The following is a 26198-nucleotide window of genomic DNA, read 5'->3' on the forward strand; positions in this document are numbered from 1 at the left end:
ATGAGGGAGGCACACCCAATCACCCTTTCTACTTTCGACGAGCGCCGGCCAGTCACGGCTTCACCACGTCCAGCAAGGTAATAGGCAGCGCCGCACGCCAGGTGTCGAAGGCGCCCAGCGGCTGGGCCTGGGCTACCTGCAGGCGGGTCAGGTCGCCGCCGTGGCGTTCGCGAAAGGCTACCAGGGCGGCCTCGGTCTGCAGGGTCACGGCATTGGCGACCAGGCGACCGCCGGGACGCAAGGCGTCCCAGCAGGCGTCCAGCACCCCCGGCGCGGTGAGGCCGCCGCCGATGAAGATGGCGTCCGGGGTGGCCAGACCGGCCAGGGCCTCGGGCGCCTGGCCGGCCACCAGGTGCAGGGCCGGGGCGCCGAGGTGGTCGCGGTTGTGGAGGATATGGGCCTGGCGACCGGCGTCGGCCTCGATGGCCAGCACCCGGCAGCCGGGATGGCTGCGCGCCCATTCGATGCCGATGGAGCCGCAACCGGCGCCCACGTCCCACAGCAGTTCGCCGGGGCGCGGTGCCAGGCGGGCCAGGGTTACGGCGCGTACGTCTCGCTTGGTCAACTGGCCGTCGTGGCGATAGGCGCTGTCCGGCAGACCCGGGGTGAGCGGCAGACCCGTCTCCCCAGTCTCGCTCAGGACCTCGATGGCCACCAGGTTGAGCGCCGCCGCTTCCGCCAGCGGCCAGTCCCGGGCGCGACCGGCGATCTGGCGCTCCAGAGGGCCGCCCAGGTGCTCCAGCACCTGCAGCTGGCTGGCGCCGAAGCCCTGGTCCACCAGCAGCGCGGCCAGGGCCGCAGGGCTGTGGCCGTCGTTGCTCAATACCAGCAGGCGGGCGCCTGGGTGCAGATGGCGCACCACGGCGGCCAGGGGGCGGGCCACCACCGACAGCAGGGTGACGTCCTGCAGCGGCCAGCCGAGGCGAGCCGCGGCCAGGGAATAGGAGGAGGGCGCCGGTAGCACCTGCAGCTCGTCGGCCGACAGCTGGCGCGCCAGGCTCGCGCCGACGCCGAACAGCATGGGATCGCCGCTGGCCAGCACGCAGACCTGGGTGCCGCGCCGGTCCAGGACCGGGGCCAGGGCGAAGGGCTGCGGCCAGGGCTCGCGGCTGGCGCGGATGCAGGGTGGCAGCAGCGCCAGCTGGCGTGGACCGCCAATGACGACCGCCGCCTCCAGCAGGGCGCGGCGGGCCTGCTTGCCGAGGCCGGGGTAGCCGTCTTCGCCGATACCCACCACGGTCAGCCAGGGGATCATGAACACACCTCATCGAACGTCAGCCGACCGGGCGTTTTCAAGGGGTCGGGGTCGGGTGGCCCCGGAGTCATTATCTGACCCGGGGCCCCCTAAGAACCGTGCTTGCGACTTTCGCAGCACACGGCTCAAGCTTACGAAAAACCAGCCATAGGTTGGCCGGCAACTGTGACGTGCGATCCTAACATCATAGACCGCTATATCTCAGGGTTACCTGTTGCCGCTGGCTATGCACCAGCGAGTGGCAGTTAGGGTGTATGAGCACGCGATTTTTCAGGGTGTCCTTGCCGCCGTCCACCCGTCGAATGACGTGATGGTCGTCCCAGCCAGTTTCCTTATTTACCGCGTGACCACATAAGGCGCAGAGTCCTTTCTGCCGCGTGAAGAGATACAGGATTTGTTTTCTGAAATGCAGTTTGTGCTGCATTCGTCGAACTCTTAGTTTTTCCCATTTCTCTTCGTGTTTCGCATCGTATGGATGGTACCCACCCGATAGCCGCGGTTGTCGCCTTATCTCAGTGTCCGCTAGCTGGTATAGCTGGCAGAACTTGCGTTCACCCTTCTTACCTCTGTAGGGATGCGCAAAAACCCAATTTCGCTTGCCTATGGAGTGGAAGTATCTATTCCGGCACCAATTAGCTTGCTTCTTCGGATGACGGCGCTTCGCCCACCTTCGCAGCAACCAGACGATCAAGCTGTCTAACCGGCTGAAGGCTTTCTTTGCTACGGCTGGAGAGTGGTATTGAGCCCACCCTTTCAGCACCGGATTCAGGCGTCCGATTAGCTCTTCCTGAGTCAATGCCCCGCTGGTTTTTACTATTTCTCTAACCTTGCGATAGAACGTTGAGATGTTCTTTTTCGAGGGTTTGATGAATAGCTTGGTCCGGCGGTAAGGCGACTTCGGGACGTACTTCCTGAAATTCCACCCTAGGAAATCGAAGCCCTGAAGGATGTGGGTTATCTGCGTTTTCTCTTCGGACAAGCTCACCCCTCGTACTGACAGGAATTGCTCGACCCAAGGTATGACCTCGTCAGTCAACAGCTCTTTGGTAGCCGCTGTGATGATGAAGTCGTCCGCGTATCGCACCACATGCACTCTGGGCGTATCGGCGTCGGTACCCGCTAGCTTTCTGGCCAGATGGCCTTTGAGCTGCATCTCCAAGCCGTTAAGGGTGGCGTTAGCCAAACAGGGCGAAATAATCCCGCCTTGTGGCGTCCCGGCCTCCGTAGCCATGAAGTGTCGCCGGTCAATTACCCCGGCCTTCAACCACAGCCGCAGTACCTTCTTGTCCATAGGGACGTTCTGGCACAGCCACTCGTGATTGATGTTGTCGAAGAACCCCTTGATGTCACCTTCCAGAACCCACATAGGTGAGTCGTCTCTCGACATTAGCTGAAAGATTTCAACCATCGCATCAGCGGTCGAGCGATCCGGTCGGAAGCCGAAACTTTTCGGGTCGCTGGTGCTTTCGATGACGGGTTCCAGGGCTGACAGGTAGAGCGCTTGCATGGCCCGATCAAACATCGTCGGTATACCTAGCGGGCGCTTTTCCTTCTTCCCTGGCTTCGGTATCCAAACCCTCTTTAGCGGTTTGGGCCGATAGCCTCGTTTCTCCAATAGACGCTTCGCGGCGTAGAGCTTGGCTGGAGGCGTCCCCCAGGTTTCTCCATCAACGCCCGGAGTCTTGCGACCCCGGTTTTCAGTCACCCGTCTTACAGCCAAACAGCGACCATAAAACGAATGGGTCAGTAACCGTTGTAGGCGTTTAACCCTACGCCAGTCACCGGCCATTGTTGCCTGCGCAATCTTCAACTGCGTTTTCCGAACGGAGATTTGGATCTTGGCCCAATCGAGATCGTGCCAGCCCTTCACGCCGTCAGGAGACGCAGACGAAACCGATGTTGCTGGTTGCGTATTCATACAGTCCTCCTCAGGTCAGTAACCTTCGGGACGGACTTCTCCCCCTAGGGGTTGAAGTCACCCCTAGGGTCGTTTCGCTGGAAATCAGCACTAGATCATGCGCCCGTAAACCAGGTGCACGTCAGCCAGGGTTGCCCCTGTCGATGATGTTTCAACCGATATGCCGCCCATTACAGACAGCCATTCGCTTTTTGCACCCTCCCATTCCCCACACCCAACAGCTTTCCTTGCGGATTGCCTGCCTTCCGATGTTGCTGGTTAGGCGGGTGGTCGGGATTGCCACGTTCCCCGCTGTGCATCGATTCCCCGGTTAGGTTCCGTCTCTCCCCCGACAGTCGTAGTGGTACCGCGTCGTTAGCTTTGACAACGAGCGCCAGACTGCTTTGCCGATTTTGGCCAGGGCCTATTAACTGCCGTAGGCCCAGTTATGCTTACGAGGGGTCTAGCAACGGTTCACATGCGTTAACCATACGGGTTGGGTCACTAGCCCTAAGCTTCCGTGCAGTTCGGAAGCTTCACGAAGCTGTTGCCAGTCAAGCGTGTCCCTTACGGGATAGGACATTGTCGATCGGGCTTCACACCCCAGGGTTGGCCCCCGACGCATGCCGATGTAGTGAACTGGCAGGTACATGCCAGGCTCGGTACTTCCTATGTCAGCGAAGTTGAGCAATGCACAGCGGAGCGGTTGCTCCGTGCTTGGACGAGATACCCTAACGTCTCACGACGTTGGCATGGGCCAAATGAGACCAAGGCATCCCAAAGATGGATTGACCCCTTGCGGGGTCAAATCACCCGCAGGGAGTCTTGTTACATTTAGATACAATTTCCTTGGCGGAAACTGCTCTCTGTTACGTCTGATTGATCAATTTATAGCCAAAAATGGCCAAATTTGAGACGTACTTACCCTGGCAAGCAGGGATCGCATTGTCCCCACAAGTGGGTCGAATCAGGCGCGGCAGAGCCGGCTCTCGTGCTTTATTTAGGCTTCAAACCCCTGTAGAACAAGGGTTTCGGCGCCAAGACTAAGCTGGTCGACCAAGCACAACACGAGCATACGTGTCGCACCAAAGCGGGCATAATAACGTCTTTCCCCGTTCAGCCCGACCTTCCGCCGTGAATCCTCCGTCTCCTTCCGCCCTCGTCCCGCGGCCTTCGGCCTGTCCGGGGCTGCTGCGCATCGTGCCCGCGCGCGATGGCGGCCTGTGCCGGGTGAAGTTGCCGGGGGGCCGGCTGACGGCAGCCCAGGCGCGGGCCATCGCCGCCGCCAGCGCGCGCTGGGCGAGCGGGGTTCTGGAGCTGACCAACAGAGCCAACCTGCAATTGCGTGGTGTACGCGCGGACGGTGCCGCTGCCCTGGTGGCCGAGCTGCAGGCCGCCGGTCTGGGGCCGGCCGATCCCGCCGCCGATGACGTGCGCAATCTGCTGCTCAGCCCGTCTGCCGGCCGGGATCCGCAGCAGCTGCGCGACGTTCGTCCCCTGGCCGCCGAATTGCTCGCCCTGCTGGAAGGCGACCGCCGCCTGCATGGGCTGTCGGCCAAGTTTGCCCTGCAACTGGACGGTGGCGAAGCCCTGGCCCGGCTCGACCATCCCCATGATGTCTGGCTGTCGGCGCGCGCCGAGGGCTATGTCCTTGGGCTGGCTGGCACCCCAGCGGATGCGCCCCTGGGCCTGATCCCCGCGGGACGCGAGGTGGCCACGGTGGCGACCCTGCTGCATCGCTTCCTTGACCTGGCTGACCCTGAACAGAGCCGCATGAGACAGCTGCTTGCGCAACGGCCGGTCGAGGAGCTGCTGGCCGGTCTTGGTCTGCTGCCGACTAAGAGCCACCCACGTGCGCCAGCGGAAATCGCAGGACGCCTCGGTAGCCATCCTCAGCGGCAATCCGGCCTGTTTTGGGTCGGCGCCCAGCCCGCCCTGGGGCGACTGCCTGCGAAAAGCCTGGCCACCGTCGCCGATTTGGCCGAGCACCACGGCAATGGCGACCTGCACCTCACCCCCTGGCAGGGCCTGCTGCTGCCCGATGTACCGGTCGACCAGGCCGCCAAGCTGCTCGCCGCTCTGGCCACCCTGGAGCTGATCACCGATCCCGCCGCGCCCCTGGCCCGGCTGGTCGCCTGTACCGGCAGCCAGGGCTGCGCCAAGGGCCAGGCCGACACCAAGGGCGATGCCCTGCGCCTGGCCGAGCGGCTGCCGGCCGGCGTCGAGGTGCACCTCTCCGGTTGCCCGCGCAGCTGCGCCCTGGCCGGACAGGCACCCCACACCCTGCTGGCGATGGCCCCCGGTCGCTATGACCTCTTCGTGCGCGACGCCACCCAGCCCGGTCCGGGCCGGCGGCGCGCCACCCATTTGTCCCTCGACGAGGCCGCCGCCTGGCTGGCCCGGAGTCCCAGTGATGCTTGAATACGAACGCGACGGCCAGGCGATCTATCGCCAATCCTTCGCCACCATCCGCGCCGAGGCCGATCTCTCGGCCATCCCCGCCGACCTGGAAAAGCTCGCCGTGCGGGTGATCCATGCCTGCGGCATGGTCGACGTGGTCCAGGACCTGGCCTTTTCCCCGGGCGCCGGGGCGGCCGGTCGCGCGGCCCTGGCGGCCGGCGCGCCCATCCTCTGTGATGCACGCATGGTCGCCGAGGGCGTCACCCGTACCCGCTTGCCGGCCAACAATCAGGTGATCTGCACCCTGCACGACGAGGGCATCCGCGAGCTGGCCGTGGCCCAGGGCAACACCCGCTCGGCGGTGGCCCTGGAGCGCTGGCGGCCGCATCTGGCCGGCAGCGTGGTGGTGATCGGCAATGCCCCCACCGCGCTGTTCTATCTGCTGGAAATGCTCGACGCCGGGGCGCCCAGGCCGGCGCTGATCCTCGGCATGCCGGTGGGCTTCGTCGGGGCGATGGAGTCCAAGGACGCCCTGGCCGCCGACAGCCGCGGCGTGCCCTATGTCATCGTCCGCGGTCGGCGGGGCGGCAGTGCCATGGCCGCCGCGGCGGTCAACGCCCTGGCCACGGAGGTGGAGTGATGGCGGGCCGCCTGCTCGGCCTGGGCGTCGGCCCCGGCGATCCGGAACTCATCACCCTCAAGGCGCTGCGCCTGCTGCAGGGCGCGCCGGTGGTGGCCTATTTCGTCGCCAAGGCCAAGGCCAACGCGGGCCAGGGCGGCAATGCCTATGGCGTCATCGAGGGCTATCTGCTGGACGGCCAGCAGCGCCTGCCGCTGGTCTATCCGGTGACCACCGAGAAGCTGGCGCCGCCGCTGTCCTACGAGACGGTGATCGCCGACTTCTACGACACCGCCGCCGCCCAGGTGGCCGACCATCTGGACGCCGGCCGCGACGTGGCGGTGATCTGCGAGGGCGATCCCTTCTTCTACGGTTCCTACATGTACCTGCACGACCGCCTGGCCGAGCGCTACGAGGCCCAGGTGGTGCCGGGGGTCTGCTCCATGCTCGGCGGCGTGGCCATGCTCGGCCTGCCGCTGGTCTATCGCAACCAGACCCTCACGGTGCTCTCCGGGGTGCTCTCCGCGGAAGAGCTCAAGGCGCGCCTGGCCAGCGCCGACGCCGCCGTGGTGATGAAGCTCGGCCGCAATTTCGAGAAGGTGCGCCAGGTGCTGCGTGAGCTGGGTCTGGACGACCGCGCCCGCTACATCGAGCGCGCCACCATGGACAATCAGCGCATCGTCGCGCTGGACGCCGTCGACCCCATGGCCTCGCCGTATTTCTCGCTGGTGGTGGTGCCGGGGGTGAAATGGAAGGGTTGAGCCCGGCCATCGTCATCCTCGGTCCCGGCGCCCTGGCCACCGCCCGCCGCTTGCAGGCCGGCCTGCCGGGCAGTCTGGTGCACGGCCTGGCCGGGCGGGTCGAGGGCGACGTCAGCTACAGCGCCTTCGGCGATCACCTGCGCGAGCTCTATCGGCAGCAGCGGCCGCTGCTGGTGCTCTGCGCCGCCGGCATCGTCATCCGCAGCCTGGCGTCCTTGCTGGACGACAAGACCGCCGAGCCGCCGGTGCTGGCCGTGGCCGAAGACGGCAGCGCCGTGGTGCCGCTGCTGGGCGGCCTGGCCGGCGCCAATCGCCTGGCCCGTCAGCTCGGTACGCTGCTGAACGTGGCCCCGGCCATCACCACCAGTGGCGAACTGAGATTCGGCACCTGCCTGCTCGATCCGCCGGCCGGCTATGCCCTGGCCGATGTCGACGTGGCCAAGCATCGGGTGGCCGATCTGCTGGCCGGCGCCCCGGTACGCATCGAGGGCGAGGCGCCCTGGCTGGATGAGGTGCCCCTGGCCCGCGATCCCGCGGCGCGGCAGCGTATCCTGGTCTCGCCACTGGCCAGCGCTGACGATCACACCCTGCTGATCCATCCCCGCGCCGTGCTGGTGGCGGCACGCGCCGATGCCACCGCCGCCGCCGTCACCGCGCTGCTCGCCAGCGCCGGCTATGCGCCGGGCGCCGTGGCGCTGCTGCTGGCGCGGGCGGAAGACATGGCCGCGCCCGGCCTCGCCGAGCTGAGCCAGACGCTGGCCGTACCCCTGAGATTCGTCGACGCCCGCACCCCGGACTTCGCCCGGGCGTCGGTGGCGCGGGCCCAGGCCCAGGGTCTCGCCCTGCACCTGCATGACCGGCCGCTGGACGCCGATGACCTCGGCCAGCGCCGTGGGCGCCTCAGCGTGGTGGGTCTCGGCCCCGGCGCGGCGGAGCTCATGGCACCGGTGGTGCGCCGCGCCCTGGACCAGGCCCAGGACGTGCTCGGCTACGCCACCTACGTGCAGATGGCCGGTCCCTTGCGCCCGGATCAGTTGGCCCATGCCAGCGACAACCGCGAAGAATTGCAGCGCGCCCGCCACGCCTTCGAACTGGCCGCCAGCGGTCGCCAGGTGGTCATGGTGTCGTCCGGCGATCCGGGCGTCTTCGCCATGGCCGCCGCGGTGCTCGAGGTGCTGGAAGGCGCCGACGATCCGCGCTGGGCGGCGGTGGAGCTGGAGATCCTCCCGGGCATCACCGCGGCCATGGCCAGCGCCGCCCTGGCCGGCGCGCCCCTGGGCCACGACTTCTGCCTGATCTCCCTGTCCGACAACCTCAAGCCCTGGGCGGTGATCGAGCAGCGCCTGCGCCAGGCCGCCGCGGCGGACCTGGCCATGGCCTTCTACAACCCCATCTCCAAGGCCCGGCCGCATCAGCTGGAGCGGGCGCTGGACGTCCTGCGCAGCTGCCGTCCGGCGAACACCCCGGTGATCCTCGGCCGCGACGTCGGGCGTCCCGGTGGCGGTCTCGAATACACCAGCCTCGGCGCGCTGCGCAGCGACATGGTGGATTCACGCACCCTGGTGATCCTCGGCTCCAGCCATACCCGGCGTTTCCCGCGGGCCGATGGCGGCGAGTGGGTCTATACGCCACGCTGGTACGATCCGGAATTGTTATAAAGTAACATTTAGTGCTTGAATCCTGGTCGCCGCTGGCTCACCCTCGGCGACCTTCCTGTTCCCTGGCGGGAAGCCGGTGCAACTCCGGTGCGGTCGCGCCACTGTGAGCTTCGCGAGAAGCGAGCCAGACCTTGCCAGGGGCTACCCAACATCCACAAGGGACGCGTCATCCCAAGGAGAGTCCATGTTTCGCCGTCTTCTGCCGCTGCTCGCCGCCGGCCTGTTGTCCGTTGCCTCTCTCACCACCCAGGCGGCCACCGCCTATCCGCTGACCGTGCACAACTGCGGTCGTGAGCTGGTCTTCGAGCGCGCGCCCCAGCGGCTGGTCAGCCTCGGTCAGGCCAGCACCGAGTTGCTCTTGCGCCTGGGCGTGGGCGCGCGGCTGGTGGGCACCGGCGTCTGGTTCGGCGGCTTGCCCGCGGACCTGCAGGCGGCGGGCAAGGGCATTCCGCGGCTGGCCGACAACGCCCCCAGCTTCGAGGCCGTGGTCGGCACCCGGCCGGACCTGGTGGCGGCCCAGTACACCTATCACGTCGGCCCCGGTGGCGAGGTGGCGGACTTCCCGCGCTTCGCCAAGCTGGGCATCGCCGCCTATGTGGCGCCCAGCGATTGCGAGGGCAAGGCGGTGACCGCCGATTCCAACAGCGATGGCAGCCGCAGCGCGCCCTTCGACATGCAGCTGGTGACCCGCGAAGCCCGCGAGCTGGCGGCCATCCTCGATGTGCAGCCGGCCGGCGAGCGTCTGGTCGCCGACCTGGACCGCCGTATCGCCGTCGCGGGCGAGCAGGCCAAAGCCGCCGGGGTGCAGGGCCGCTCGGTGCTGTTCTGGTTTTCCAGTCCGCGGCTGGAAGGGGATCCCTGGGTCGCCGGCAACCTCGGTGCGCCGGCCTGGATCGCCCGGGCCCTGGGGCTGCGCAACGTGGTCGACAGCGCCGAGGAATGGCCGGCGGTGAGCTGGGAGCGCATCGCCAGCCTGGACCCTGACTATATCGTCGTGGCGCGCATGGACCGGCGTCTCTACCCGGCCGATGACGTGGACAAGAAGCTGGCCTTCCTGCGCAGCGATCCCCTGACCCGCGAATTGCGCGCGGTACGCGAGAATCATCTGCTGGTGGTGGATGCCCCGACCCTCAATCCCTCGCTGCGGGTGGTGGACAGCGTCGAGACCCTGGCCGCCGACCTGGCCAAGCCGCAACCATGAGTCTGCCCCTCGCGGCCGAAGGCGCCCGGCCCTGGCGCTGGCTGCTGGGCCTGGCCGCGGTGCTGGCGCTGGCGGCGAGCGTGGTGCTGGCGGCGTCCTTCGGCGAGATGCCCATCGCGCCCCTGACCAGTCTGCAGGCCATCGCCAACGGCCTCGGCCTGGGGCCCTATCCGGTGGAGCGCATCGTCCAGGGCATCGTCTGGGAATACCGCCTCAGTCGCGCCCTGGTGGCCGCCTGCTGCGGTGCGGGCCTGGCGGTCTCCGGCGCCATCCTTCAGGCGCTGCTGCGCAACGCCCTGGCCGAGCCCTATGTGCTCGGCCTATCGGCCGGCGCCTCCACCGGCGCGGTGCTGGTGATGCTGCTGGGCGTCGGTGGCGGGGTGCTCGGCGTGTCCCTGGGTGCCTTTCTCGGCGCGGTGCTGGCCTTCGCCGTGGTGCTGCCCTTTCTCGGCAGCGGCGGCAGTACCCGCATCATCCTCGCCGGGGTGGCGGCTTCCCAGCTGTTCAATGCTCTGACCGCCTATATCGTCGCCACCGCGGCCAATGCCGAGCAGGCGCGCAGCGTGATGTTCTGGCTGCTCGGCAGCCTGGCCGGGGTGCGCTGGCCGGATGTCTGGCTGGCCGCCGGGGTGGTGCTCGCCGGGCTGCTGGTGTGCCTGGCCTGCGCCCGGGCGCTGGACGCCTTCGCCTTTGGCGAAGACGCCGCTGCCAGCCTCGGGGTGGCGGTGGGACCGCTGCGCCTGCTGCTGCTGGCCGTCACCGGCCTGATCACCGCCTGCCTGGTCAGCCTGGTGGGCGCGGTGGGCTTCGTCGGCCTGGTGATCCCCCATGTGGCGCGTTTCCTGGTGGGTCCGGGGCATGGCCGGCTGCTGCCCACCTGCGCCCTGATCGGCGCGCTGTTCATGGTGCTGGCCGACATCGTCGCCCGCACCCTGGTGGCCAAGCAGACCCTGCCCATTGGCGTGGTCACCGCCCTGGTGGGCGCCCCGGCCTTTGCCTTCATCCTCTATCGCGCACGGGAGGTCCGATGAGCCTCGCTGCGCGCGACGTGGCCTGGAGCGCCGGCGGGCAGCCAATCCTCGCCGGGGTAACCCTCGCGGTGCCGCCGGGCGGGGTGCTCGGACTGCTCGGCCCCAATGGCTCGGGCAAGTCCAGTCTGCTGCGGCTGCTGGCCGGGCTGCGGCGGCCGGAGGAGGGTAGGGTCAGTCTCGACGGGACGCCGCTGGCCGAGTTGCGCCGGCGCGACCTGGCGCGCCGGGTCGCCCTGGTGGAGCAGCAGGCCGGTACCGAAGCCGATCTCTCGGTGGCCGAGGTGGTGCGCCTGGGGCGCACGCCCCATCGCGGCCTGCTCGATGCCTGGAGCGCGCGCGACGCCGAGGTTTGCCAGCGCGCCCTGGCCCAGGTCGGCCTGGTCGACAAGGCGGCACGGCGCTGGCACAGCCTCTCCGGCGGCGAGCGCCAGCGCGCCCAGATCGCCCGCGCCCTGGCCCAGGAGCCCAGCGAACTGCTGTTGGACGAACCCACCAACCACCTCGATATCCAGCACCAGCTCGAGATCCTCGACCTGGTCCGCCGCCTGCCGGCGACCTGCGTGCTGGCCATCCACGATCTCAACCTGGCCGCGCTGTTCTGCGATCGCCTGGCGGTGCTGCGCGACGGCCGTCTGGTCGCCGAAGGCGCCCCCGGCGAGGTGCTGACGGCCGCGCTGATCCAGCAGGTCTGGGGGGTGAGGGCGCAGGTGACGCTGGACGGTCCCGACGGTCGGCCGTCGATCCGCTATCGACTGGGCTGACGGCGCCGCACCGGGCCGGCCCGTTCTTCGATCGCCTGCCTGAGCTGCTGGCGGCCGCCCAGCCAGAAGACGGCTTCGGTGGCGATGAACAGCGGGCCGATGGCCAGGCCGGCCAGGTCGTCGAGAAAGGCCGGCTTGCGCCCCTCGTAGTGGTGGCCGACGAACTGGATGGCCCAGCCGATCAGGAACAGACCCAGCCCCCAGGCCAGCCAGACGCCGGTGGTCTGGGCCGCCAGCGCGGCACCTAGCCAGAGGGCGAGCGCGAGCAGGACGCTCATCAGCAGCCCCAACGGCCGATCCAGGCGCAGATAGAAGAGCGCCACCGTACCGGCCACCAGCACCGCGGGTGACAGCGGCCAGCCGGCCAGGCTGAAGACCGGTCGCGACAGCAGGATGGCCACCGCCAGCACGATCAGCAGGATGCCGGGGAAGTGGCTGGCGATATTGCGCGGATCGCGGTGGTAGCTCGCGTACTGGCTGAGATGATCTTCCAGGGTCTTCATCGACAGGCATCCAGGCGACTGGGCGGGAAGCCTCAGCATGCACCTGGAGGCCCCTGCGCGTCTGCGGGTGTCGGCAGAAATGCGATTGCGATAATCGCCCCCTCGCTCGATAATCGATCAAAAGCCTGCCGAGGATAGGGTCGATGGACGATAACCGCACCGCTCACGCCACCGGCCTGCCGCCACTGGCTGCGCCGCCCATCATCGCCTCGCCGGCCAAGCGCATCGAAGCCTTCACCGGCGACCCAAATTTCATGACCTCCCTGGCCCGCGGCCTGGCGGTCATCCACGCCTTCCAGGAGCGCAAGCGCCAGCTGACCATCGCCCAGATCAGCCATCGCACCGAGATCCCTCGCGCCGCGGTGCGTCGCTGCCTGCACACCCTGATGAAGCTGGGCTACGTCACCACCGACGGGCGCACCTATTCGCTGCTGCCCAAGGTGCTGACCCTGGGGCACGCCTATCTGTCGTCGACGCCGCTGGCGGTCACCGCCCAGCCGGTGCTCGATCGCCTGAGCGAACAACTGCACGAAGCCTGCTCCATGGCCACCCTGGAAGGCGACGAGATCCTCTACATCGCCCGCTCGGCCACGCCGCAGCGACTGATCTCGGTGGACCTCAGCGTCGGCAGCCGGCTGCCGGCCTATTGCACCTCCATGGGCCGCATCCTGCTCGCCGCCCTGGACGATGCCGCCCTGCACGACTACTTGGAACACGCCGACCTCCAGGCCAAGACCAGCCGTACCCTCTATCAGCCGCCGGCGCTCATCGAGTGCCTGGGCCAGGTGCGCCAGCAGGGGTACGTCATCGTCGACCAGGAGCTGGAAGTGGGGCTGAGATCCCTGGCGGTGCCCCTGAGAGACGCCGCCGGCCAGGTGCTGGCGTCGCTCAATGTCGGCACCCACGCCAGTCGGGTCAGTCGCCAGGAGCTGGAGACGCGCTTCCTGCCGGTGCTCCTGGCGGCCAGCCAGGAATTGAGCACCCGGTTGTTTCACTAGCGAATCCGGTCGATTATCGGCCATGTCGCCGATAATCGAATTGTCAGCTGTCTGGGGTTGGACTTAACGTCGGCGCAGTGGCGCAACACGCCGATAACAACAACACGAGCAGACCACCATGACGCACACCCTCGCGGGCGCCGTGCCCCTGGCCGATTCCTCGGCCACGGCGACAGCCGGCACCCTGGACGTCCAGCAGTTCATCAATCGCCAGGCGCTGTCCGCCTACCAGTGGCGCATCGTCGCCCTGTGCTTTCTCATCGTCTTTCTCGACGGCCTCGACACCGCGGCCATGGGCTTCATCGCCCCGGCGCTGTCGGTGGAATGGGGCATCCCGCGGGCCAGCCTGGGGCCGGTGATGAGCGCCGCGCTGGGCGGCATGGTCTTTGGCGCCCTGGGTTCCGGGCCGCTGGCCGATCGCTTCGGTCGCAAGGGCGTGCTGGTGGTCGCCACCTTCATCTTTGGCGGCTTCAGCCTGCTGTCGGCCTTCAGCAGCAACCTCGAACAGCTGGTGATCCTGAGATTCCTCACCGGGCTGGGCCTGGGCGCCGCCATGCCCAACGCCACCACGCTGCTCTCGGAATACACCCCCGAGCGCCTCAAGTCGCTGCTGGTGACCAGCATGTTCTGCGGCTTCAACCTGGGCATGGCCGGCGGCGGCTTCGTCTCGGCCTGGATGATCCCGGCCTATGGCTGGCACAGCCTGCTGGTGCTGGGCGGCGTGCTGCCCCTGGCGCTGGCCGTGGTGCTGCTGCTCTGGCTGCCGGAATCGGCGCGTTATCTGGTGGTGCACGGCAAGAGCGCCGAGCGCATCCGCCGGGTGCTGGCGCCCATCGGTCGCGAAGCCGCCGAGGCGCGGCACTTCGTGGTGCCCGAGCAGAAGTCGGTCAAGACCGGCAACGTCTTCGCGGTGATCTTCAACCGCAGCTACAGCGCCGGCACCCTGCTGCTGTGGCTGACCTATTTCATGGGCCTGGTGATCGTCTACCTGCTCACCAGCTGGCTGCCGACGCTGATGCGCGACGCCGGCGCCAGCCTGGAGCAGGCCGCCCTGATCGGCGCGCTGTTCCAGTTCGGCGGGGTGCTCAGCGCGGTGTTCGTCGGCTGGGCCATGGACAGATTCAACCCGCACAAGGTGATCGGCCTGTTCTATGTCCTGGCCGGCGTCTTCGCCTATTGCGTCGGCCAGAGCCTGGGCCAGGTCGCCCTGGTCGCCACCCTGGTACTGGTGGCCGGCATGTGCATCAACGGCGCCCAGTCGGCCATGCCCTCGCTGGCGGCGCGTTACTACCCGACCCACGGCCGCGCCACCGGGGTGTCTTGGATGCTCGGCATCGGCCGCTTCGGCGCCATCACCGGCGCCTGGATGGGCGCGACCCTGCTGGGCCTGGGCTGGACCTTCACCCAGGTGCTCACCGCGCTGCTCCTGCCGGCGGGTCTCGCGGCCTTGGCGGTGCTGATCAAGGGGGTGGTCAGTCACGCCGACGCGACCTGAGAGCCCGCTCCTAATCTGCTGCGCGTCGGCCAAACTGCGTTGAAAAGGCCCTGGGTCGCCAGCCCGGTCGGAATGCTCATTTACCGTGGCTAACTCCGTTTCCTAGGGCCTTCGCCTTGTTTAGCTCTAGCTCGCGAGATTATAAGCGGGCTCTGGGAGCGTGGCGGGCGCTAGGCGCAGGCGCTGCCACCGCGTAAAGTTGCACCCTTTGCATGCGCCGCAGTCACCCGTCTAGAGCGGGTGCAGACGTCCAAGGGGTTCCATGAAAGGTTTCGCTCGCAGCGGGCAGTGGGCTGTCCGGCTGGTAACGCTTATCGCTTGCTTTCTGATTGCACCGGCCTTTGCCGAGACCCGGCAGGTGACCGACGTCCTCGGGCGCACGGTGACCATCGAGGCGCCGGCCAAGCGGGTGGTGCTGGGCTTCCACTATGGCGACTACCTGGCGGTCGGTGGCGAGCAGGCCTTCGACGCCGTGGTCGGTGTCTCCCGTGGGGCCTGGGAGCGCAAGGTGCCGGCCAACTGGGCGCTCAATGTCGCTCACCGACCTTCCCTGGCCAGCCTTCCCGATGTGGGCGAGACGGAAAACAACAGCTTCTCCGTGGAAAAGGTGCTCGCCCTCAAGCCGGATCTGGTGGTCCTGGCCGCCTGGCAATTCCAGGCGCTGGAGAGCGAGGTCAAGCGCCTGGAACAGCTCGGCATCCCGGTGGTGGCGATCGACTACAACGCCCAGACCCTGGAGCGCCACCTGGCGTCCACCCGCCTGCTCGGGGTGATCACCGGCCAGGAGGCGCGCGCCACCGAGCTGGCCGACTTCTATGCCAAGGTGGTGCAGGACATCCAGACCCGCATCGCGGCGGCTCATCGCCCGAAACCACGGGTCTATGCCGAGTTCGGCAACAAGGGTCCGGCCGAATACTCCTTCACCTATGGCCGCAACATGTGGGGCGCCATGGTTACCCTGGCCGGTGGCGACAACATCGCCGCGCCCTTCATCCAGTGGTGGGGGGTGATGAATCCGGAGCAGGTGCTCCTGGCCCAGCCGGAGGTCATCTTCATCTCCGGGCGCGAGGACAACAGCAATCCCTCCGCCTTGCCCATGGGCCCCGGGGTCACCGCCGACGACGCCCGCAGCCACCTGCGCGCCTTCATGCAGCGACCGGGCTGGGCCAATCTGCCGGCGATCCGCGACGGGCGTCTCTATGGCGTCTACCAAGGCGCCTCGCGCAGCCTGGAAGACTTCGCCATGCTGCAATTCATCGCCAAGCAGCTCTATCCGGATCTGTTCCAGGACGTGGATCCGATGGCCAACTACCGCGAGTACTACCGCCGCTACATGCCGATCCAGCCCGAGGGCACCTTTGCCATAGGCCTGACGCCATGAGCGAGGCCGCGAACGCCAGCCACGGCAACGCCATCGCCGAGCAACGCGCCCGTGAGCGCCGCCGCTGGCGGGCCTGCGGGGTGTTTCTGCTGCTGACCCTGGCGGGTCTGGTGCTGGACATCGCCACCGGGCCGTCGCTGCTCTCGCCGCTGGAAGTGCTCAAGTCGCTGACCGGGCTCGGCGAGCGGCAGCCGATGACCGACGCCATCGTCCGCGACCTGCGCCTGCCGGTGGCGCTGATGGCCCTGGCGGTGGGCGCCGCCCTCGGTGCGGGCGGGGCGCAGATGCAGACGCTGCTCAACAACCCCATGGCCAGTCCCTACACCCTGGGCATGGCCGCCGCCGCCGGCTGCGGCGCCGCCCTCAGCCTGGCGCTGGGCAGCTTCGGCCTGGGCGCGCTGATCGGGGTGCCGCTGGGCGCCTTCGCCTTCGCCATGCTGGCGGCGCTGTTTCTCTTCGCCCTGGCCTCGCTCAAGCGCACCGGCAGCGACACCATCATCCTCGGCGGCATCGCCCTGCTGTTCCTCTTCCAGTCGCTGCTGTCCCTGGTGCAATTCCTCTCCTCGCCGGAGCTGTCGCAGCAGATCCTCTTCTGGCTGTTTGGCAGCCTCGGTCGCGCCACCTGGACCACCCTGGCCATCGTCGCCGGGGTGACCCTGCTGTGCTGCCTCCTGCTCCTGCGCGATGCCTGGAAGCTGGCTGCCCTGCGGCTGGGCGAGGCACGGGCCGAGAGCCTCGGCGTAAATATCCGCCGGCTGCGCCTCAAGGTGCTGATCCTGGTGGCGGTGATGACCGCCACGGCCACCAGCTTCGTCGGGGTGATCGGCTTCGTCGGCCTGGTCGCGCCCCATATCGCCCGCTGGCAGGTGGGCGAGGATCAGCGCTTCCTGCTGCCACTGTCGGCGATCTGCGGCGCCCTGATGCTGTCCTTCGCCTCGGTGCTGTCCAAGTCGATCCTGCCCGGGGCGCTGTTTCCGGTGGGCATCGTCACCGCCATCGTCGGGGTGCCCTTTCTGCTCTGGCTCATCTTCGCCCCCCGCAGGTCCAGCCCATGATCCGCCTCCAGGACCTCGCGCTGAAGCGCGGTGATCGTACCGTCATCTCCGGACTCTGCACCGAGCTGCACGCGGGGCAGGTGCATGTGATCCTCGGCCCCAACGGCACCGGCAAGACCACCCTGCTGCGCGCCCTGGCCGGTGACCTGCCGCTGGCGGCCGGCCGGATCGAGCGCGGCGCCAGGCGGCTGGTGGCGGGGGCTTCGCTGCGTGGTCAGCGGGACGGCTGGCGCCAGGGCGTGGCCTACATGCCCCAGGATTCCCATGCCGAGGCGGCGCTGTCGGTGCTGGAGACGGTGGCCATGGGCAGCCTGGAACGGCTGACCCTGCACCTGGACGATGAGCTGCTGGAACGCGCGTTGGGCAAGCTCGACGAGGTGGGCATCGGCCATCTGGCCTCGCGCCAGCTGGGCGCCCTGAGTGGCGGTCAGCGGCAACTGGTGTTCTTTGCCCAGGTGCTGATGCGCGAACCCGAGGTGATGCTGCTGGACGAACCGGTCAGCGCCCTGGATCTGCGGCACCAGATCAACCTGCTCGATCGCGTGCGCCACGAGACCCGCCTGCACCAGCGGGTGACCGTGGTGGTGCTGCACGACCTCAACCTGGCCTGCCAGTACGCCGATTCGCTGCTGGTGCTGGTCAACGGTGGCCTGCTGGCCGCCGGCCGACCCGCCGCCATCGTCACCGCCGACCTGCTGGAAGCCACCTACGGCGTGGCGGTGGACATCCTCCACGACCGCCAGGGCCGCCCGGTGGTGCAGCCGCTGACCGGTCAGGCCTTCAGCGAGGCCTGACTCTAGAGAGCCATAAAGCGGCTAACAAAACGTAGCGAGCGGCTGTCAGGCGGGTGCGCGCGGCGCGCAGGAGCCGCAGTGTACAAGCAGTACATGAGGACTCCGAGCACTGCACGCGCCCGCCTGGCGGACGCGCAGTAGTTTTGTTGGGTGCTTTTAGAAGGTGTAGGTGAAACCGGCCTGCACCGTACGCGGCTCGCCCGGATAGCTGTAGGCGTTCCAGGAGCTCTCGTCGTAGCCCTTGTTGAAGACGTTGCGCACGTCCAGGTTCAGCCGCAGGTGCTCGTCGACCTTGTAGAAGCTCAGCAGGTCGGTGACCGTGTAGCTGTCCATCGTGTAGTCGCTGACAGCGGTCTTCTGGCCTTCGCGTTCGCCCACGTACTTGAGGTTGGCGCCCAGCCCCAGGCCGCGTAGCACGCCGTCGTGGAATTCGTAGACGTTGAGCAGGTTGACGGCATTGCGCGGGATGTTGGTCAGGCGCGTGCCGCGGGCCAGGGTGTTGTCCTTGGTGACCTCGGCATCGGTGAAGGCGTAGCCGCCGAGGATGCGCCAGTTGGGCGTCAGGTCGCCAGTCACGTTGACTTCGAGGCCGCGGCTGCGTACCTCGCCGGTAGCGACGTTGAAGGTGGGTTCGACCGGATCCGGGGTCAGGACGTTTTCCTTGACCGTATGGAAGATCGCCGTGTCGACGCTGAGGCGGCCGTCCAGCGCCGCCCACTTCATGCCCACCTCGTAGGCCTTGCCTTCCTCGGGGTCGAAACCGCCGCCCAGGCGCGCCGCGCCGGTGTTGGGCTTGAACGACTTGGAGGCGCTGGCGTAGAGGGCCAGTTCCGGGGTGAGGTCATAACTGACGCCCAGGCGCGGGGTGACGGCGTTCGAGTCCTTGCTCCAGTCACCGGTGACAATCCGTCCGTTAGCGAGGACCTGGGGTGGCATCTTGTTATCGTAGTCGTGCTCGAAGCGCTCCAGGCGCACGCCACCCAGCACCTTGAGGCGCTCGGTGAGGGCGATCTGGTCCTGCACAAAGGCGGCCCAGGTCTTGAGCGTCTCATGGTCGTGGGTGGCAACGCGGGTCAGGGCGGGGCGCGGCTGACCCAGGACCGGATCGACCAGATTGACCGGATAGACGTTGGCGCCGCCGGGGGAGCGCTGGATGATGGAGCGGTAGTCATAGTCTTCCACCTCGATCCCGGTGATCAGGGTGTGGCCGAGGCCAAAGGTGTCGAAGCGACCGGTCAGGTTCAGCTGCAGGTCGCGATCGCTCCATTCCAGCTTGCGGTAGTTGAAGTTGCGACCCAGGGTCACGCCGTCGGCCTGCACGCCATTGGCTTCCACGGCATTGCCCTTGAGGCTGCCGTCGAGGTACTGGAAGCCGCCGGCCAGGGTCCAGGCGTCGTTCAACTGGTGCTCGAAGCGCAGCTGATAGGCCTCGCTGTCGCTGTGCAGCAGGTTGGTGGTGCCCTTTTCCCAGGCATTGGTGGAGCGACTGGCTTCGGCGCGCTGGGTCAGGTAGTTGGTGCGGCCGCGATCCAGCGGGGCGTTGCTGCGGATGATGTCGGCCTCGAAGGTGATGAGGGTGGCGTCGGTGGCCTGCCAGCTCAGCACCGGGGCCACTTCGTAGCGCTCGTGCTCGACATCGTCGCGGAAGCTGTCGCCGCCTTCGGCGATCAGGTTGAGGCGATAGGCCAGGCGGCCGTCTTCATCCACCGGGCCGGTGGTGTCCAGGGTGCCGCGCCGTAGGCCCTGGTCGGTGAACTGGCTGCCGAGGGTGGTCTTGCGCTCGCCCAGCGGCTGCTTGGTGACCACGTTGAAGGTGCCGCCCGGATCGCTGCGGCCATAGAGGGTCGCCGCCGGGCCGCGCAGGACCTCGACCCGCTCCAGGGTGGCGGCATCCGGCGCGCTGGGATAGCCGCGATTCATGGGGAAGCCGTTGCGGAAATATTCGGAGCTGGTGAAGCCGCGCACCGTGTAGCTGGTCAGGCCCTGACCGCCGAAGTTGTTGCCACGGCCGACGCCGCCGGCCTGGTCCAGCGCCTGCTGCAGGCGGGTGGCGGAGAGGTCGTCGAGGGCCTCGCGGGAGACCACGCTCACCGACTGGGGCGTCTCGTGCAGCGGGGTGTCGGTGCGGGTCGCACTGCTGGAACGCTCTGCCTTGTAGCCCTGTACCGGACCGGTGGGCGATTCGGCCGCGCCGACGATGGTGAGATCGGACAGCGCCTGGGGCGAGTCTTCCGTCTGCTCCTGGGCATGACCGGCGAGGGGGAGGGCACAGAGGGGCAGCAGATAGAGAGCAGGGACCAGCCGGCGCATTGTTATCGTCCTGGGGTTGGGGAGGCGGATTCTAGAGCGGGTTACAAAGTGGATACAACTGCGAGTCGTTACCGCCTGAGACATATTTTCATCGGGCTGGTCGGTTCGCTGGCGACGTCCGGCCCGGGTGTCCGCGCCGAGGCGCCGGCAGACGTCTACCGCACTCGCCGCGGGAGGCGGGGCCGGCGCTTTTGCCGTAGCATGCCGCTCCTTTGCCGTCGTGACCGCCCATGAATACCGCCACCCTTGCCCGCCTCTCCGAGCTCCTGCTTACCGCCCTCGCTTCGCCGCCCGCCGAGGCACGCCGACTGGTGCATGGACGTGGCCGGCTGCTGCCGGGGCTGGAGCAACTCACCGTCGACTGGCTGGAAGGCGTGGTGCGGGTGGGCCTGTTTCGCGAATTGCCCGCGGCCGAGCTGGACGCCCTGCGCGCCACCCTGACCGCCCTGGGCGAGGCTCCGGCGTGGCGCGCCAGCGGTGCCCGCAGTCTCCTGCTGCAGCATCGCTATCGCCTGGACGCCGCCAGCGAGGCGCTGATCGGCGCGCCGGTGGGCGAGCATGTCATCCACGAGGACGGCCTGAAGTTCGGCCTGGACCTCACCCGCCACCAGAACATGGGGCTGTTCCTCGACATGCGCCTGGGCCGCCGCTGGGTGCGCGAGCAGGCCGCCGGCCTGCGCATCCTCAATCTGTTCGCCTACACCTGCGGCTTCTCGGTGGCCGCCCTGGCCGGCGGCGCGGCCCAGGTGGTCAATCTGGACATGGCCCGCGGGCCCCTGACCCGCGGCCGCGAGAATCACCGACTCAATGGCCATGACCTGGGCCAGGTCAGCTTTCTCGGTCACGAACTGTTCAAGTCCTGGGGCAAGGTGCGCAAGCTGGGGCCCTATGACCTGGTGATCGTCGATCCGCCCAGCTTCCAGCAGGGCAGCTTCGCCCTGACCAAGGACTACGCCCGCATCCTGCGCCGCCTGCCCGAACTGCTCACCCCCGGCGGCCGGGTGCTGGCCTGCGTCAACGACCCCGGCGTGGGCGCGGATTTCCTCATCGCTGGCATGGCCAAGGAAGCCCCCGCACTGGCCTTCGTCGAGCGCCTGGCCAATCCGCCGGAATTCGCCGACGAGGATCCCGAGGGCGGACTCAAGGTGCTGGTGTTCCGGCAGGAACAGGCGTCGTAGTTTGGGTTGAGCGTAGCGAAGCCCAACGGTGCCCGGGTTCGGCTCTGGCTCGTTGGGCTTCGACGATGGAGCCGTCGCAACCCAACCTACACCGGGCTAGGCTCAACCCTGCTTGGGCAAGCGCCGATAGAGCTGTTCGACCTTTTCCCGTGCCCAGGGCGTGCGGCGCAGGAAGGTCAGGCTGGACTTGATGGAGGGCTCATGGGTGAAGCAGCGCAGCGGGATGCGCCGCCCGAGTTCTTCCCAGCCATGATGCTCCACCAGGCGGGTGAGCAGGGCTTCGAGGGTGATCCCTTCCAGGGAGGGGCGGGGCTTGTCGGACATCGGCAGGGCTCTGGGTGAGGGCAGGGCAGTGTAGCCGTTGCGACGTCGCGCTGCGCAGCGAAGCGGTCGCCCGCCTGCGGAACGATGCTGTTCGATAATCGAACTGTTAGTCGATTATCGGATTGTTTGCGCCGATGGGGCTTTGTAGTCTGACCCCAGACCGCCGCACCGGGCGGCGCCGACAACAAAGACGCGAGTCGACAATCCATGGCCCAGATCCTGTCCCTGAGCGAAGCCATCCAGCGCTTCGTCCACGATGGCGAGACCGTCGCCCTCGAAGGCTTCACCCATCTCATTCCGACCGCCGCCGCCCACGAGCTGATCCGCCAGAACCGGCGCGACCTGACCCTGGTGCGCATGACCCCCGATCTGGTCTACGACCTGCTGATCGGTGCCGGCTGCGCCAAGCGGCTGATCTTTTCCTGGGGTGGCAACCCCGGTGTCGGCTCCCTGCACCGGCTGCGCGATGCGGTGGAAAAGGGCTGGCCGCACCCGCTGGAGATTTCCGAGCACAGCCACGCGGCCCTGGCCAATGCCTATGTCGCCGGTGCCTCCAACCTGCCGTTCGCCGTCCTGCGCGGCTACCAGGGCTCGGACCTGGCCAAGGTCAATCCGGACATCAAGTTCATCGCCTGTCCCTTTACCGGCGAGCAGCTCGCCGCGGTGCCCAGCGTGCGCCCGGACGTCACCGTCATCCATGCGCAAAAGGCCGACCGCCAGGGCAACGTGCTGATCCAGGGCATCCTCGGCGTGCAGAAGGAAGCGGCCCTGGCCGCCCAGCGCTGCATCGTCACCGTGGAGGAAATCGTCGACGATCTCCAGGCGCCGATGAACGCCTGCGTGCTGCCGACCTGGGCGCTCAGCGCGGTCTGCGTGGTGCCGGGCGGGGCGCATCCGTCCTATGCCCACGGCTACTACGAACGGGACAACCGCTTCTACCAGGCCTGGGATCCGATCGCCCGCGATCGCGACACCTTTACCCAGTGGATCGACACCTACATCCGCGGTACCGCGGACTTCGCCGCCTTCCAGGCGAAGCTGGCTGCGGAGGCCTGAATCATGAGCGACTTCACCACCAATGAAATGATGACCGTGGCCGCCGCGCGCCGCCTCGGCAATGGCAGCGTCTGCTTTGTCGGCATCGGCTTGCCGTCCACCGCGGCGAACCTGGCACGCCTGACCCATGCGCCGGACGTGGTGCTGATCTACGAATCCGGCCCCATCGGCGCCAAGCCCTCGGTGCTGCCGCTGTCCATCGGCGATGGCGAACTGGCCGAAACCGCCGACACCGTGGTGCCCACCGGCGAGATCTTCCGCTACTGGCTGCAGGGCGGACGCATCGACGTCGGCTTCCTCGGCGCGGCCCAGGTCGACCGCTTCGGCAACATCAACACCACGGTGATCGGCGACTACCACCAGCCCAAGGTGCGCCTGCCGGGCGCCGGCGGCGCGCCGGAGATCGCCGGTTCGGCCAAGGAGGTGCTGATCATCCTCAAGCAGTCGCACCGCAGCTTCGTCGACAAGCTGGCCTTCATCACCTCGGTGGGCTTCGGCGAGGGCGGCGATCATCGCCAGCAGCTGGGCCTGCCGGGCAAGGGCCCGACTGCCATCATCACCGACCTCTGCATCATGGAACCGGAAGCCGGCACGAACGAATTCGTGGTGACTGCCCTGCATCCCGGGGTGACCCGCGAGCAGGTGGTGGCCGCCACCGGCTGGGCCCTCCGCTTCGCCGATCAGGTCGCCACCACCGAGGCGCCGACCGCCACCGAACTCGAGGCCCTGCGCGATCTGCAGGCCCGCACCACGGCGGCTCACGGCGGCCAGAAGGGAGGCGAGGAATGAGTCGCCCCGTCTATATCTGCGACGCCATCCGCACTCCCATCGGCCGGCTCAACGGCGGTCTCTCGGCGGTGCGCGCCGACGACCTGGCGGCCATTCCGCTCAAGGCGTTGCAGGAACGCAATCCCCAGGTGGACTGGTCCGCCGTGGACGAGGTGTTCATGGGCTGCGCCAACCAGGCCGGGGAAGACAATCGCAACGTGGCACGCATGGCGGTGCTGCTGTCGGGACTGCCGGAAACGGTGCCGGGCGTGACCCTCAATCGCCTCTGCGCCTCGGGCATGGAAGCGGTGGGCCAGGCCTACCGCGCCATCGCCCTGGGCGAGATGGACCTGGTGATCGCCGCCGGGGTGGAGTCCATGACCCGTGCGCCCTATGTCATGGGCAAGGCCGACAGCGCCTTCGGGCGCGGCCAGAAGCTGGAAGACACCACCCTCGGCTGGCGCTTCGTCAATCCGGCAATGAAAGAGGCCTATGGCGTCGACAGCATGCCGGTCACCGGCGACAACGTCGCCGCCGACTATGGCGTCAGCCGCGCCGACCAGGACGCCTTCGGCCTGCGCAGCCAGCAGCGCGCCGCCGCGGCCCAGGAATCCGGTTATTACGCCGAGGAAATCGTCCCGGTGACGATCAAGGGCAAGAAGGGTGACGTGGTGGTCGAGCGCGACGAGCATCCGCGTGCGGACACCACCACCGAAGGCCTGGCCAAATTGAAGCCGGTCAACGGCCCGGATAAGACCGTGACCGCCGGCAACGCCTCGGGCCTCAACGACGGCGCCTCGGCCATCATCCTGGCCTCGGCGGAGGCCGTTAAGAAGCACGGCCTGACGCCGCGGGCCAAGGTGCTGGGCATGGCCAGTGGCGGGGTGGCGCCGCGCATCATGGGCGTCGGCCCGACCCCGGCGGTGCGCAAGCTGCTCAAGCAACTGGACCTGACCATCGACGCCTTCGATGTCATCGAACTCAACGAAGCCTTCGCCGCCCAGGGCCTGGCCGTGCTGCGCGAGCTGGGCGTGGCCGACGACAGTCCCAAGGTCAATCCCAACGGCGGCGCCATCGCCCTGGGTCATCCCCTGGGCATGAGCGGCAACCGCCTGGTGCTCACCGCGGTGCACCACCTGCAGAAGACCGGCGGCCGCCTGGGTCTCGCCACCATGTGCGTGGGCGTCGGCCAGGGGTTGGCGCTGGCGGTGGAGCGGGTGGACGGAGCCTGAGGTTCCTAGGTTAATCGCGGCCATGGGCCGCTCCTACAAGAGCATGACCCTGTAGGAGCGGCCCATGGCCGCGATGGCCAGAGCTGATCGTAGAGCCATTGCTCAGCAAATGTCCCAAATCTCACCCATCCCCATGCCCACACCTCCTGTAACCGTGTGTGTCTCTCCTGGTCCGATGGCGGTAGGCTGTCCTCCGTCCATCCATACCTATAATTAAGGATCTCCATGAGCACTCACCCGCATTACAGCTTCGAGGAGCGCAAGAAGCGCATCTTCGCCATCGTCGGCGCCTCGTCCGGCAACCTGGTGGAATGGTTCGACTTCTACGTCTACGCCTTCTGCTCCATCTACTTCGCCGCCGCCTTCTTCCCCAAGAGCGATCCCACCGTGCAGTTGCTGAGCACCGCCGGCGTCTTCGCCGCGGGCTTCCTGATGCGGCCCCTGGGCGGCTGGATCTTCGGGCGCATCGCCGACAAGTACGGCCGGCGCACCTCCATGGTCATCTCCATCCTGATGATGGGCGCCGGCTCCCTGGCCATCGCCTGCCTGCCCACCTATGCCAGCATCGGCGTCGCGGCGCCGGCCCTGCTGCTGCTCGCGCGGCTGCTGCAAGGCATCTCGGTGGGCGGTGAATACGGCACCACCGCCACCTACATGAGCGAGGTGGCGCTGCGTGGCCAGCGCGGCTTCTTCGCCTCCTTCCAGTACGTCACCCTGATCGGCGGCCAGTTGCTGGCGGTGCTGGTGGTGGTGATCCTGCAGCAGGTGCTCAGCGACGCCGACCTGCGTGCCTGGGGCTGGCGGATTCCCTTCCTGGTCGGCGCCGCCGCGGCGGTGATCTCGCTGTTCCTGCGTCGCTCGCTGGAAGAGACCACCACCGCCGAGACCCGCGCCAACAAGGAAGCCGGCACCTTGAGCGGCCTGTTCAAGCACCACAAGGCGGCCTTCTTCACCGTGCTCGGCTACACCGCCGGCGGCTCGCTGATCTTCTATACCTTCACCACCTACATGCAGAAGTACCTGGTCAACACCAGCGGCATGGACGCCAAGACCGCCAGTGCCGTGATGACCTGCGCCCTGCTGGTGTTCATGCTGATGCAACCGCTGTTCGGCATGCTCTCCGACCGCATCGGCCGGCGCGCCTCCATGCTGCTGTTCGGCGGCCTGGGCACGGTCTGCACCTGGCCGATCCTCACCGCGCTGGCCAGCGTCCAGAGTCCCTTCGTGGCCTTCCTGCTGATCTGCCTGGCGATGGCCATCATCAGCCTCTACACCTCCATCAGCGGCCTGGTGAAGGCGGAGATGTTCCCGCCGGAAGTGCGCGCCCTGGGCGTGGGCCTGTCCTATGCGGTGGCCAATGCGGTCTTTGGCGGCTCGGCGGAATTCGTCGCCCTGAGCTTCAAGACCCAGGGGCATGAAGAAGTCTTCTACATCTACGTCTCGGTGATGCTGGCGGTGGCCTTCCTGGTCAGCCTGAGATTGCCGCGGCAGGCCACCTACCTGCATCACGACCACTGAGCC

The 26198-nt window shown here is 67.6% G+C and carries 22 protein-coding genes, 1 other RNA gene and 1 riboswitch; of the genes, 17 read left to right on the top strand and 6 right to left on the bottom strand.

Annotated features, from left to right (window positions below; all coding sequences use genetic code 11):
• Positions 1 to 52 precede the first annotated feature (52 nt).
• Both POR01S_RS17985 and ltrA read right to left on the bottom strand, forming a co-directional pair.
• On the bottom strand, positions 53 to 1255 hold the full coding sequence (locus POR01S_RS17985; RefSeq protein WP_042137402.1) for a bifunctional cobalt-precorrin-7 (C(5))-methyltransferase/cobalt-precorrin-6B (C(15))-methyltransferase: 1203 nt from the start codon (positions 1253 to 1255) through the stop codon (positions 53 to 55).
• A 184-nt stretch (positions 1256 to 1439) separates the two neighbouring features.
• A complete protein-coding gene (gene ltrA, locus POR01S_RS17990; RefSeq protein ID WP_042137404.1) occupies positions 1440 to 3173 on the bottom strand; it encodes a group II intron reverse transcriptase/maturase in 1734 nt (577 codons plus the stop codon).
• Between the two features lie 1113 nt (positions 3174 to 4286).
• Between ltrA and cobG the strand changes: the two genes are divergently transcribed.
• The 7 genes from cobG to POR01S_RS18025 all read left to right on the top strand — a co-directional run bounded on the left by cobG (position 4287) and on the right by POR01S_RS18025 (position 11583).
• Positions 4287 to 5573 carry a precorrin-3B synthase gene (gene cobG / locus POR01S_RS17995; protein WP_081875236.1) on the top strand — a complete coding sequence of 429 codons (1287 nt, stop codon included), beginning with the start codon at positions 4287 to 4289 and terminating at the stop codon, positions 5571 to 5573.
• The gene (locus POR01S_RS18000; protein ID WP_017642945.1) at positions 5566 to 6192 is read left to right on the top strand and encodes a precorrin-8X methylmutase; all 627 of its coding nucleotides are present in this window, start codon (positions 5566 to 5568) and stop codon (positions 6190 to 6192) included. Before cobG ends, POR01S_RS18000 begins: the two co-directional genes overlap by 8 nt.
• Positions 6192 to 6932 carry a precorrin-2 C(20)-methyltransferase gene (locus tag POR01S_RS18005; RefSeq protein ID WP_042137407.1) on the top strand — a complete coding sequence of 247 codons (741 nt, stop codon included), beginning with the start codon at positions 6192 to 6194 and terminating at the stop codon, positions 6930 to 6932. The genes POR01S_RS18000 and POR01S_RS18005 overlap by 1 nt, the downstream gene beginning before the upstream one ends.
• Positions 6920 to 8590 carry a precorrin-3B C(17)-methyltransferase gene (gene cobJ / locus POR01S_RS18010; RefSeq protein ID WP_042137409.1) on the top strand — a complete coding sequence of 557 codons (1671 nt, stop codon included), beginning with the start codon at positions 6920 to 6922 and terminating at the stop codon, positions 8588 to 8590. The genes POR01S_RS18005 and cobJ overlap by 13 nt, the downstream gene beginning before the upstream one ends.
• 6 nt (positions 8591 to 8596) lie before the next feature.
• Positions 8597 to 8743: riboswitch (cobalamin riboswitch) on the top strand.
• 31 nt (positions 8744 to 8774) lie between these two features.
• Complete coding sequence (locus POR01S_RS18015; protein ID WP_042137411.1) at positions 8775 to 9791, top strand: ABC transporter substrate-binding protein; 1017 nt, start codon at positions 8775 to 8777, stop codon at positions 9789 to 9791.
• Complete coding sequence (locus POR01S_RS18020) at positions 9788 to 10822, top strand: FecCD family ABC transporter permease (RefSeq protein WP_017642949.1); 1035 nt, start codon at positions 9788 to 9790, stop codon at positions 10820 to 10822. The genes POR01S_RS18015 and POR01S_RS18020 overlap by 4 nt, the downstream gene beginning before the upstream one ends.
• Entirely contained in the window at positions 10819 to 11583 is a 765-nt protein-coding gene (locus POR01S_RS18025) for an ABC transporter ATP-binding protein (protein ID WP_027598801.1), read from the top strand. Before POR01S_RS18020 ends, POR01S_RS18025 begins: the two co-directional genes overlap by 4 nt.
• On the opposite strand, the gene POR01S_RS18030 is transcribed toward POR01S_RS18025, so the two are convergent.
• Complete coding sequence (locus POR01S_RS18030) at positions 11568 to 12086, bottom strand: Mpo1 family 2-hydroxy fatty acid dioxygenase (protein ID WP_042137413.1); 519 nt, start codon at positions 12084 to 12086, stop codon at positions 11568 to 11570. The two genes, POR01S_RS18025 and POR01S_RS18030, sit on opposite strands and share 16 nt — an antisense overlap.
• Before the next feature lie 143 nt (positions 12087 to 12229).
• Between POR01S_RS18030 and POR01S_RS18035 the strand changes: the two genes are divergently transcribed.
• The 5 genes from POR01S_RS18035 to POR01S_RS18055 all read left to right on the top strand — a co-directional run bounded on the left by POR01S_RS18035 (position 12230) and on the right by POR01S_RS18055 (position 17809).
• Positions 12230 to 13084: an IclR family transcriptional regulator domain-containing protein gene (locus POR01S_RS18035; protein WP_017642952.1), complete on the top strand. Its 855-nt coding sequence runs from the start codon at positions 12230 to 12232 to the stop codon at positions 13082 to 13084.
• Between the two features lie 118 nt (positions 13085 to 13202).
• Positions 13203 to 14579, top strand: coding sequence for a 4-hydroxybenzoate transporter PcaK (pcaK, locus tag POR01S_RS18040; RefSeq protein ID WP_244898757.1), 1377 nt, complete (start codon positions 13203 to 13205; stop codon positions 14577 to 14579).
• A gap of 358 nt (positions 14580 to 14937) precedes the next feature.
• Entirely contained in the window at positions 14938 to 15960 is a 1023-nt protein-coding gene (locus tag POR01S_RS18045) for an ABC transporter substrate-binding protein (protein ID WP_255211839.1), read from the top strand.
• Positions 15957 to 17015 (top strand): FecCD family ABC transporter permease, encoded by a 1059-nt coding sequence (locus tag POR01S_RS18050; RefSeq protein WP_027598797.1) that lies wholly within the window; start codon positions 15957 to 15959, stop codon positions 17013 to 17015. Before POR01S_RS18045 ends, POR01S_RS18050 begins: the two co-directional genes overlap by 4 nt.
• On the top strand, positions 17012 to 17809 hold the full coding sequence (locus tag POR01S_RS18055) for an ABC transporter ATP-binding protein (protein WP_027598796.1): 798 nt from the start codon (positions 17012 to 17014) through the stop codon (positions 17807 to 17809). Before POR01S_RS18050 ends, POR01S_RS18055 begins: the two co-directional genes overlap by 4 nt.
• 19 nt (positions 17810 to 17828) lie before the next feature.
• Here POR01S_RS18055 and POR01S_RS23500 read toward each other — a convergent pair.
• Together POR01S_RS23500 and POR01S_RS18060 are read right to left on the bottom strand one after the other, a co-directional pair.
• Positions 17829 to 17904, bottom strand: a non-coding RNA gene (locus POR01S_RS23500) — sX9 sRNA.
• 61 nt (positions 17905 to 17965) lie between these two features.
• Positions 17966 to 20119, bottom strand: coding sequence for a TonB-dependent siderophore receptor (locus POR01S_RS18060; RefSeq protein WP_042137418.1), 2154 nt, complete (start codon positions 20117 to 20119; stop codon positions 17966 to 17968).
• Positions 20120 to 20349: 230 nt separating this feature from the next.
• Between POR01S_RS18060 and POR01S_RS18065 the strand changes: the two genes are divergently transcribed.
• A complete protein-coding gene (locus tag POR01S_RS18065; protein ID WP_042137419.1) occupies positions 20350 to 21297 on the top strand; it encodes a class I SAM-dependent methyltransferase in 948 nt (315 codons plus the stop codon).
• A gap of 102 nt (positions 21298 to 21399) precedes the next feature.
• On the opposite strand, the gene POR01S_RS18070 is transcribed toward POR01S_RS18065, so the two are convergent.
• Positions 21400 to 21621, bottom strand: a complete 222-nt coding sequence (locus POR01S_RS18070; protein ID WP_042137422.1) for a VF530 family protein — start codon at positions 21619 to 21621, stop codon at positions 21400 to 21402.
• Positions 21622 to 21828: 207 nt separating this feature from the next.
• Here POR01S_RS18070 and POR01S_RS18075 point away from each other — a divergent pair, with 207 nt between their 5' ends.
• From POR01S_RS18075 to POR01S_RS18090, 4 genes are all read left to right on the top strand, one after another.
• The gene (locus POR01S_RS18075) at positions 21829 to 22677 is read left to right on the top strand and encodes a CoA transferase subunit A (RefSeq protein ID WP_042137423.1); all 849 of its coding nucleotides are present in this window, start codon (positions 21829 to 21831) and stop codon (positions 22675 to 22677) included.
• Between the two features lie 3 nt (positions 22678 to 22680).
• The gene (locus tag POR01S_RS18080) at positions 22681 to 23466 is read left to right on the top strand and encodes a CoA-transferase subunit beta (RefSeq protein WP_027598791.1); all 786 of its coding nucleotides are present in this window, start codon (positions 22681 to 22683) and stop codon (positions 23464 to 23466) included.
• A complete protein-coding gene (gene pcaF / locus POR01S_RS18085; RefSeq protein WP_042137425.1) occupies positions 23463 to 24677 on the top strand; it encodes a 3-oxoadipyl-CoA thiolase in 1215 nt (404 codons plus the stop codon). The genes POR01S_RS18080 and pcaF overlap by 4 nt, the downstream gene beginning before the upstream one ends.
• 225 nt (positions 24678 to 24902) lie before the next feature.
• Positions 24903 to 26195 carry an MFS family transporter gene (locus POR01S_RS18090; protein WP_027598789.1) on the top strand — a complete coding sequence of 431 codons (1293 nt, stop codon included), beginning with the start codon at positions 24903 to 24905 and terminating at the stop codon, positions 26193 to 26195.
• The last annotated feature ends 3 nt before the right edge of the window (positions 26196 to 26198 follow it).

Source organism: Pseudomonas oryzihabitans NBRC 102199 (assembly GCF_000730625.1).
Lineage (GTDB): Bacteria > Pseudomonadota > Gammaproteobacteria > Pseudomonadales > Pseudomonadaceae > Chryseomonas > Chryseomonas oryzihabitans.

What these genes read in the sequence shown, in the direction of transcription:
- POR01S_RS17985 (WP_042137402.1), bottom strand. Translation starts at nt 1,255, where the DNA reads ATGATCCCCTGGCTGACCGTGGTGGGTATCGGCGAAGACGGCTACCCC.
- ltrA (WP_042137404.1), bottom strand. Translation starts at nt 3,173, where the DNA reads ATGAATACGCAACCAGCAACATCGGTTTCGTCTGCGTCTCCTGACGGC.
- POR01S_RS18000 (WP_017642945.1), top strand. Translation starts at nt 5,566, where the DNA reads ATGCTTGAATACGAACGCGACGGCCAGGCGATCTATCGCCAATCCTTC.
- POR01S_RS18005 (WP_042137407.1), top strand. Translation starts at nt 6,192, where the DNA reads ATGGCGGGCCGCCTGCTCGGCCTGGGCGTCGGCCCCGGCGATCCGGAA.
- cobJ (WP_042137409.1), top strand. Translation starts at nt 6,920, where the DNA reads ATGGAAGGGTTGAGCCCGGCCATCGTCATCCTCGGTCCCGGCGCCCTG.
- POR01S_RS18015 (WP_042137411.1), top strand. Translation starts at nt 8,775, where the DNA reads ATGTTTCGCCGTCTTCTGCCGCTGCTCGCCGCCGGCCTGTTGTCCGTT.
- POR01S_RS18020 (WP_017642949.1), top strand. Translation starts at nt 9,788, where the DNA reads ATGAGTCTGCCCCTCGCGGCCGAAGGCGCCCGGCCCTGGCGCTGGCTG.
- POR01S_RS18025 (WP_027598801.1), top strand. Translation starts at nt 10,819, where the DNA reads ATGAGCCTCGCTGCGCGCGACGTGGCCTGGAGCGCCGGCGGGCAGCCA.
- POR01S_RS18030 (WP_042137413.1), bottom strand. Translation starts at nt 12,086, where the DNA reads ATGAAGACCCTGGAAGATCATCTCAGCCAGTACGCGAGCTACCACCGC.
- POR01S_RS18035 (WP_017642952.1), top strand. Translation starts at nt 12,230, where the DNA reads ATGGACGATAACCGCACCGCTCACGCCACCGGCCTGCCGCCACTGGCT.
- pcaK (WP_244898757.1), top strand. Translation starts at nt 13,203, where the DNA reads ATGACGCACACCCTCGCGGGCGCCGTGCCCCTGGCCGATTCCTCGGCC.
- POR01S_RS18050 (WP_027598797.1), top strand. Translation starts at nt 15,957, where the DNA reads ATGAGCGAGGCCGCGAACGCCAGCCACGGCAACGCCATCGCCGAGCAA.
- POR01S_RS18055 (WP_027598796.1), top strand. Translation starts at nt 17,012, where the DNA reads ATGATCCGCCTCCAGGACCTCGCGCTGAAGCGCGGTGATCGTACCGTC.
- POR01S_RS18060 (WP_042137418.1), bottom strand. Translation starts at nt 20,119, where the DNA reads ATGCGCCGGCTGGTCCCTGCTCTCTATCTGCTGCCCCTCTGTGCCCTC.
- POR01S_RS18065 (WP_042137419.1), top strand. Translation starts at nt 20,350, where the DNA reads ATGAATACCGCCACCCTTGCCCGCCTCTCCGAGCTCCTGCTTACCGCC.
- POR01S_RS18070 (WP_042137422.1), bottom strand. Translation starts at nt 21,621, where the DNA reads ATGTCCGACAAGCCCCGCCCCTCCCTGGAAGGGATCACCCTCGAAGCC.
- POR01S_RS18075 (WP_042137423.1), top strand. Translation starts at nt 21,829, where the DNA reads ATGGCCCAGATCCTGTCCCTGAGCGAAGCCATCCAGCGCTTCGTCCAC.
- POR01S_RS18080 (WP_027598791.1), top strand. Translation starts at nt 22,681, where the DNA reads ATGAGCGACTTCACCACCAATGAAATGATGACCGTGGCCGCCGCGCGC.
- pcaF (WP_042137425.1), top strand. Translation starts at nt 23,463, where the DNA reads ATGAGTCGCCCCGTCTATATCTGCGACGCCATCCGCACTCCCATCGGC.
- POR01S_RS18090 (WP_027598789.1), top strand. Translation starts at nt 24,903, where the DNA reads ATGAGCACTCACCCGCATTACAGCTTCGAGGAGCGCAAGAAGCGCATC.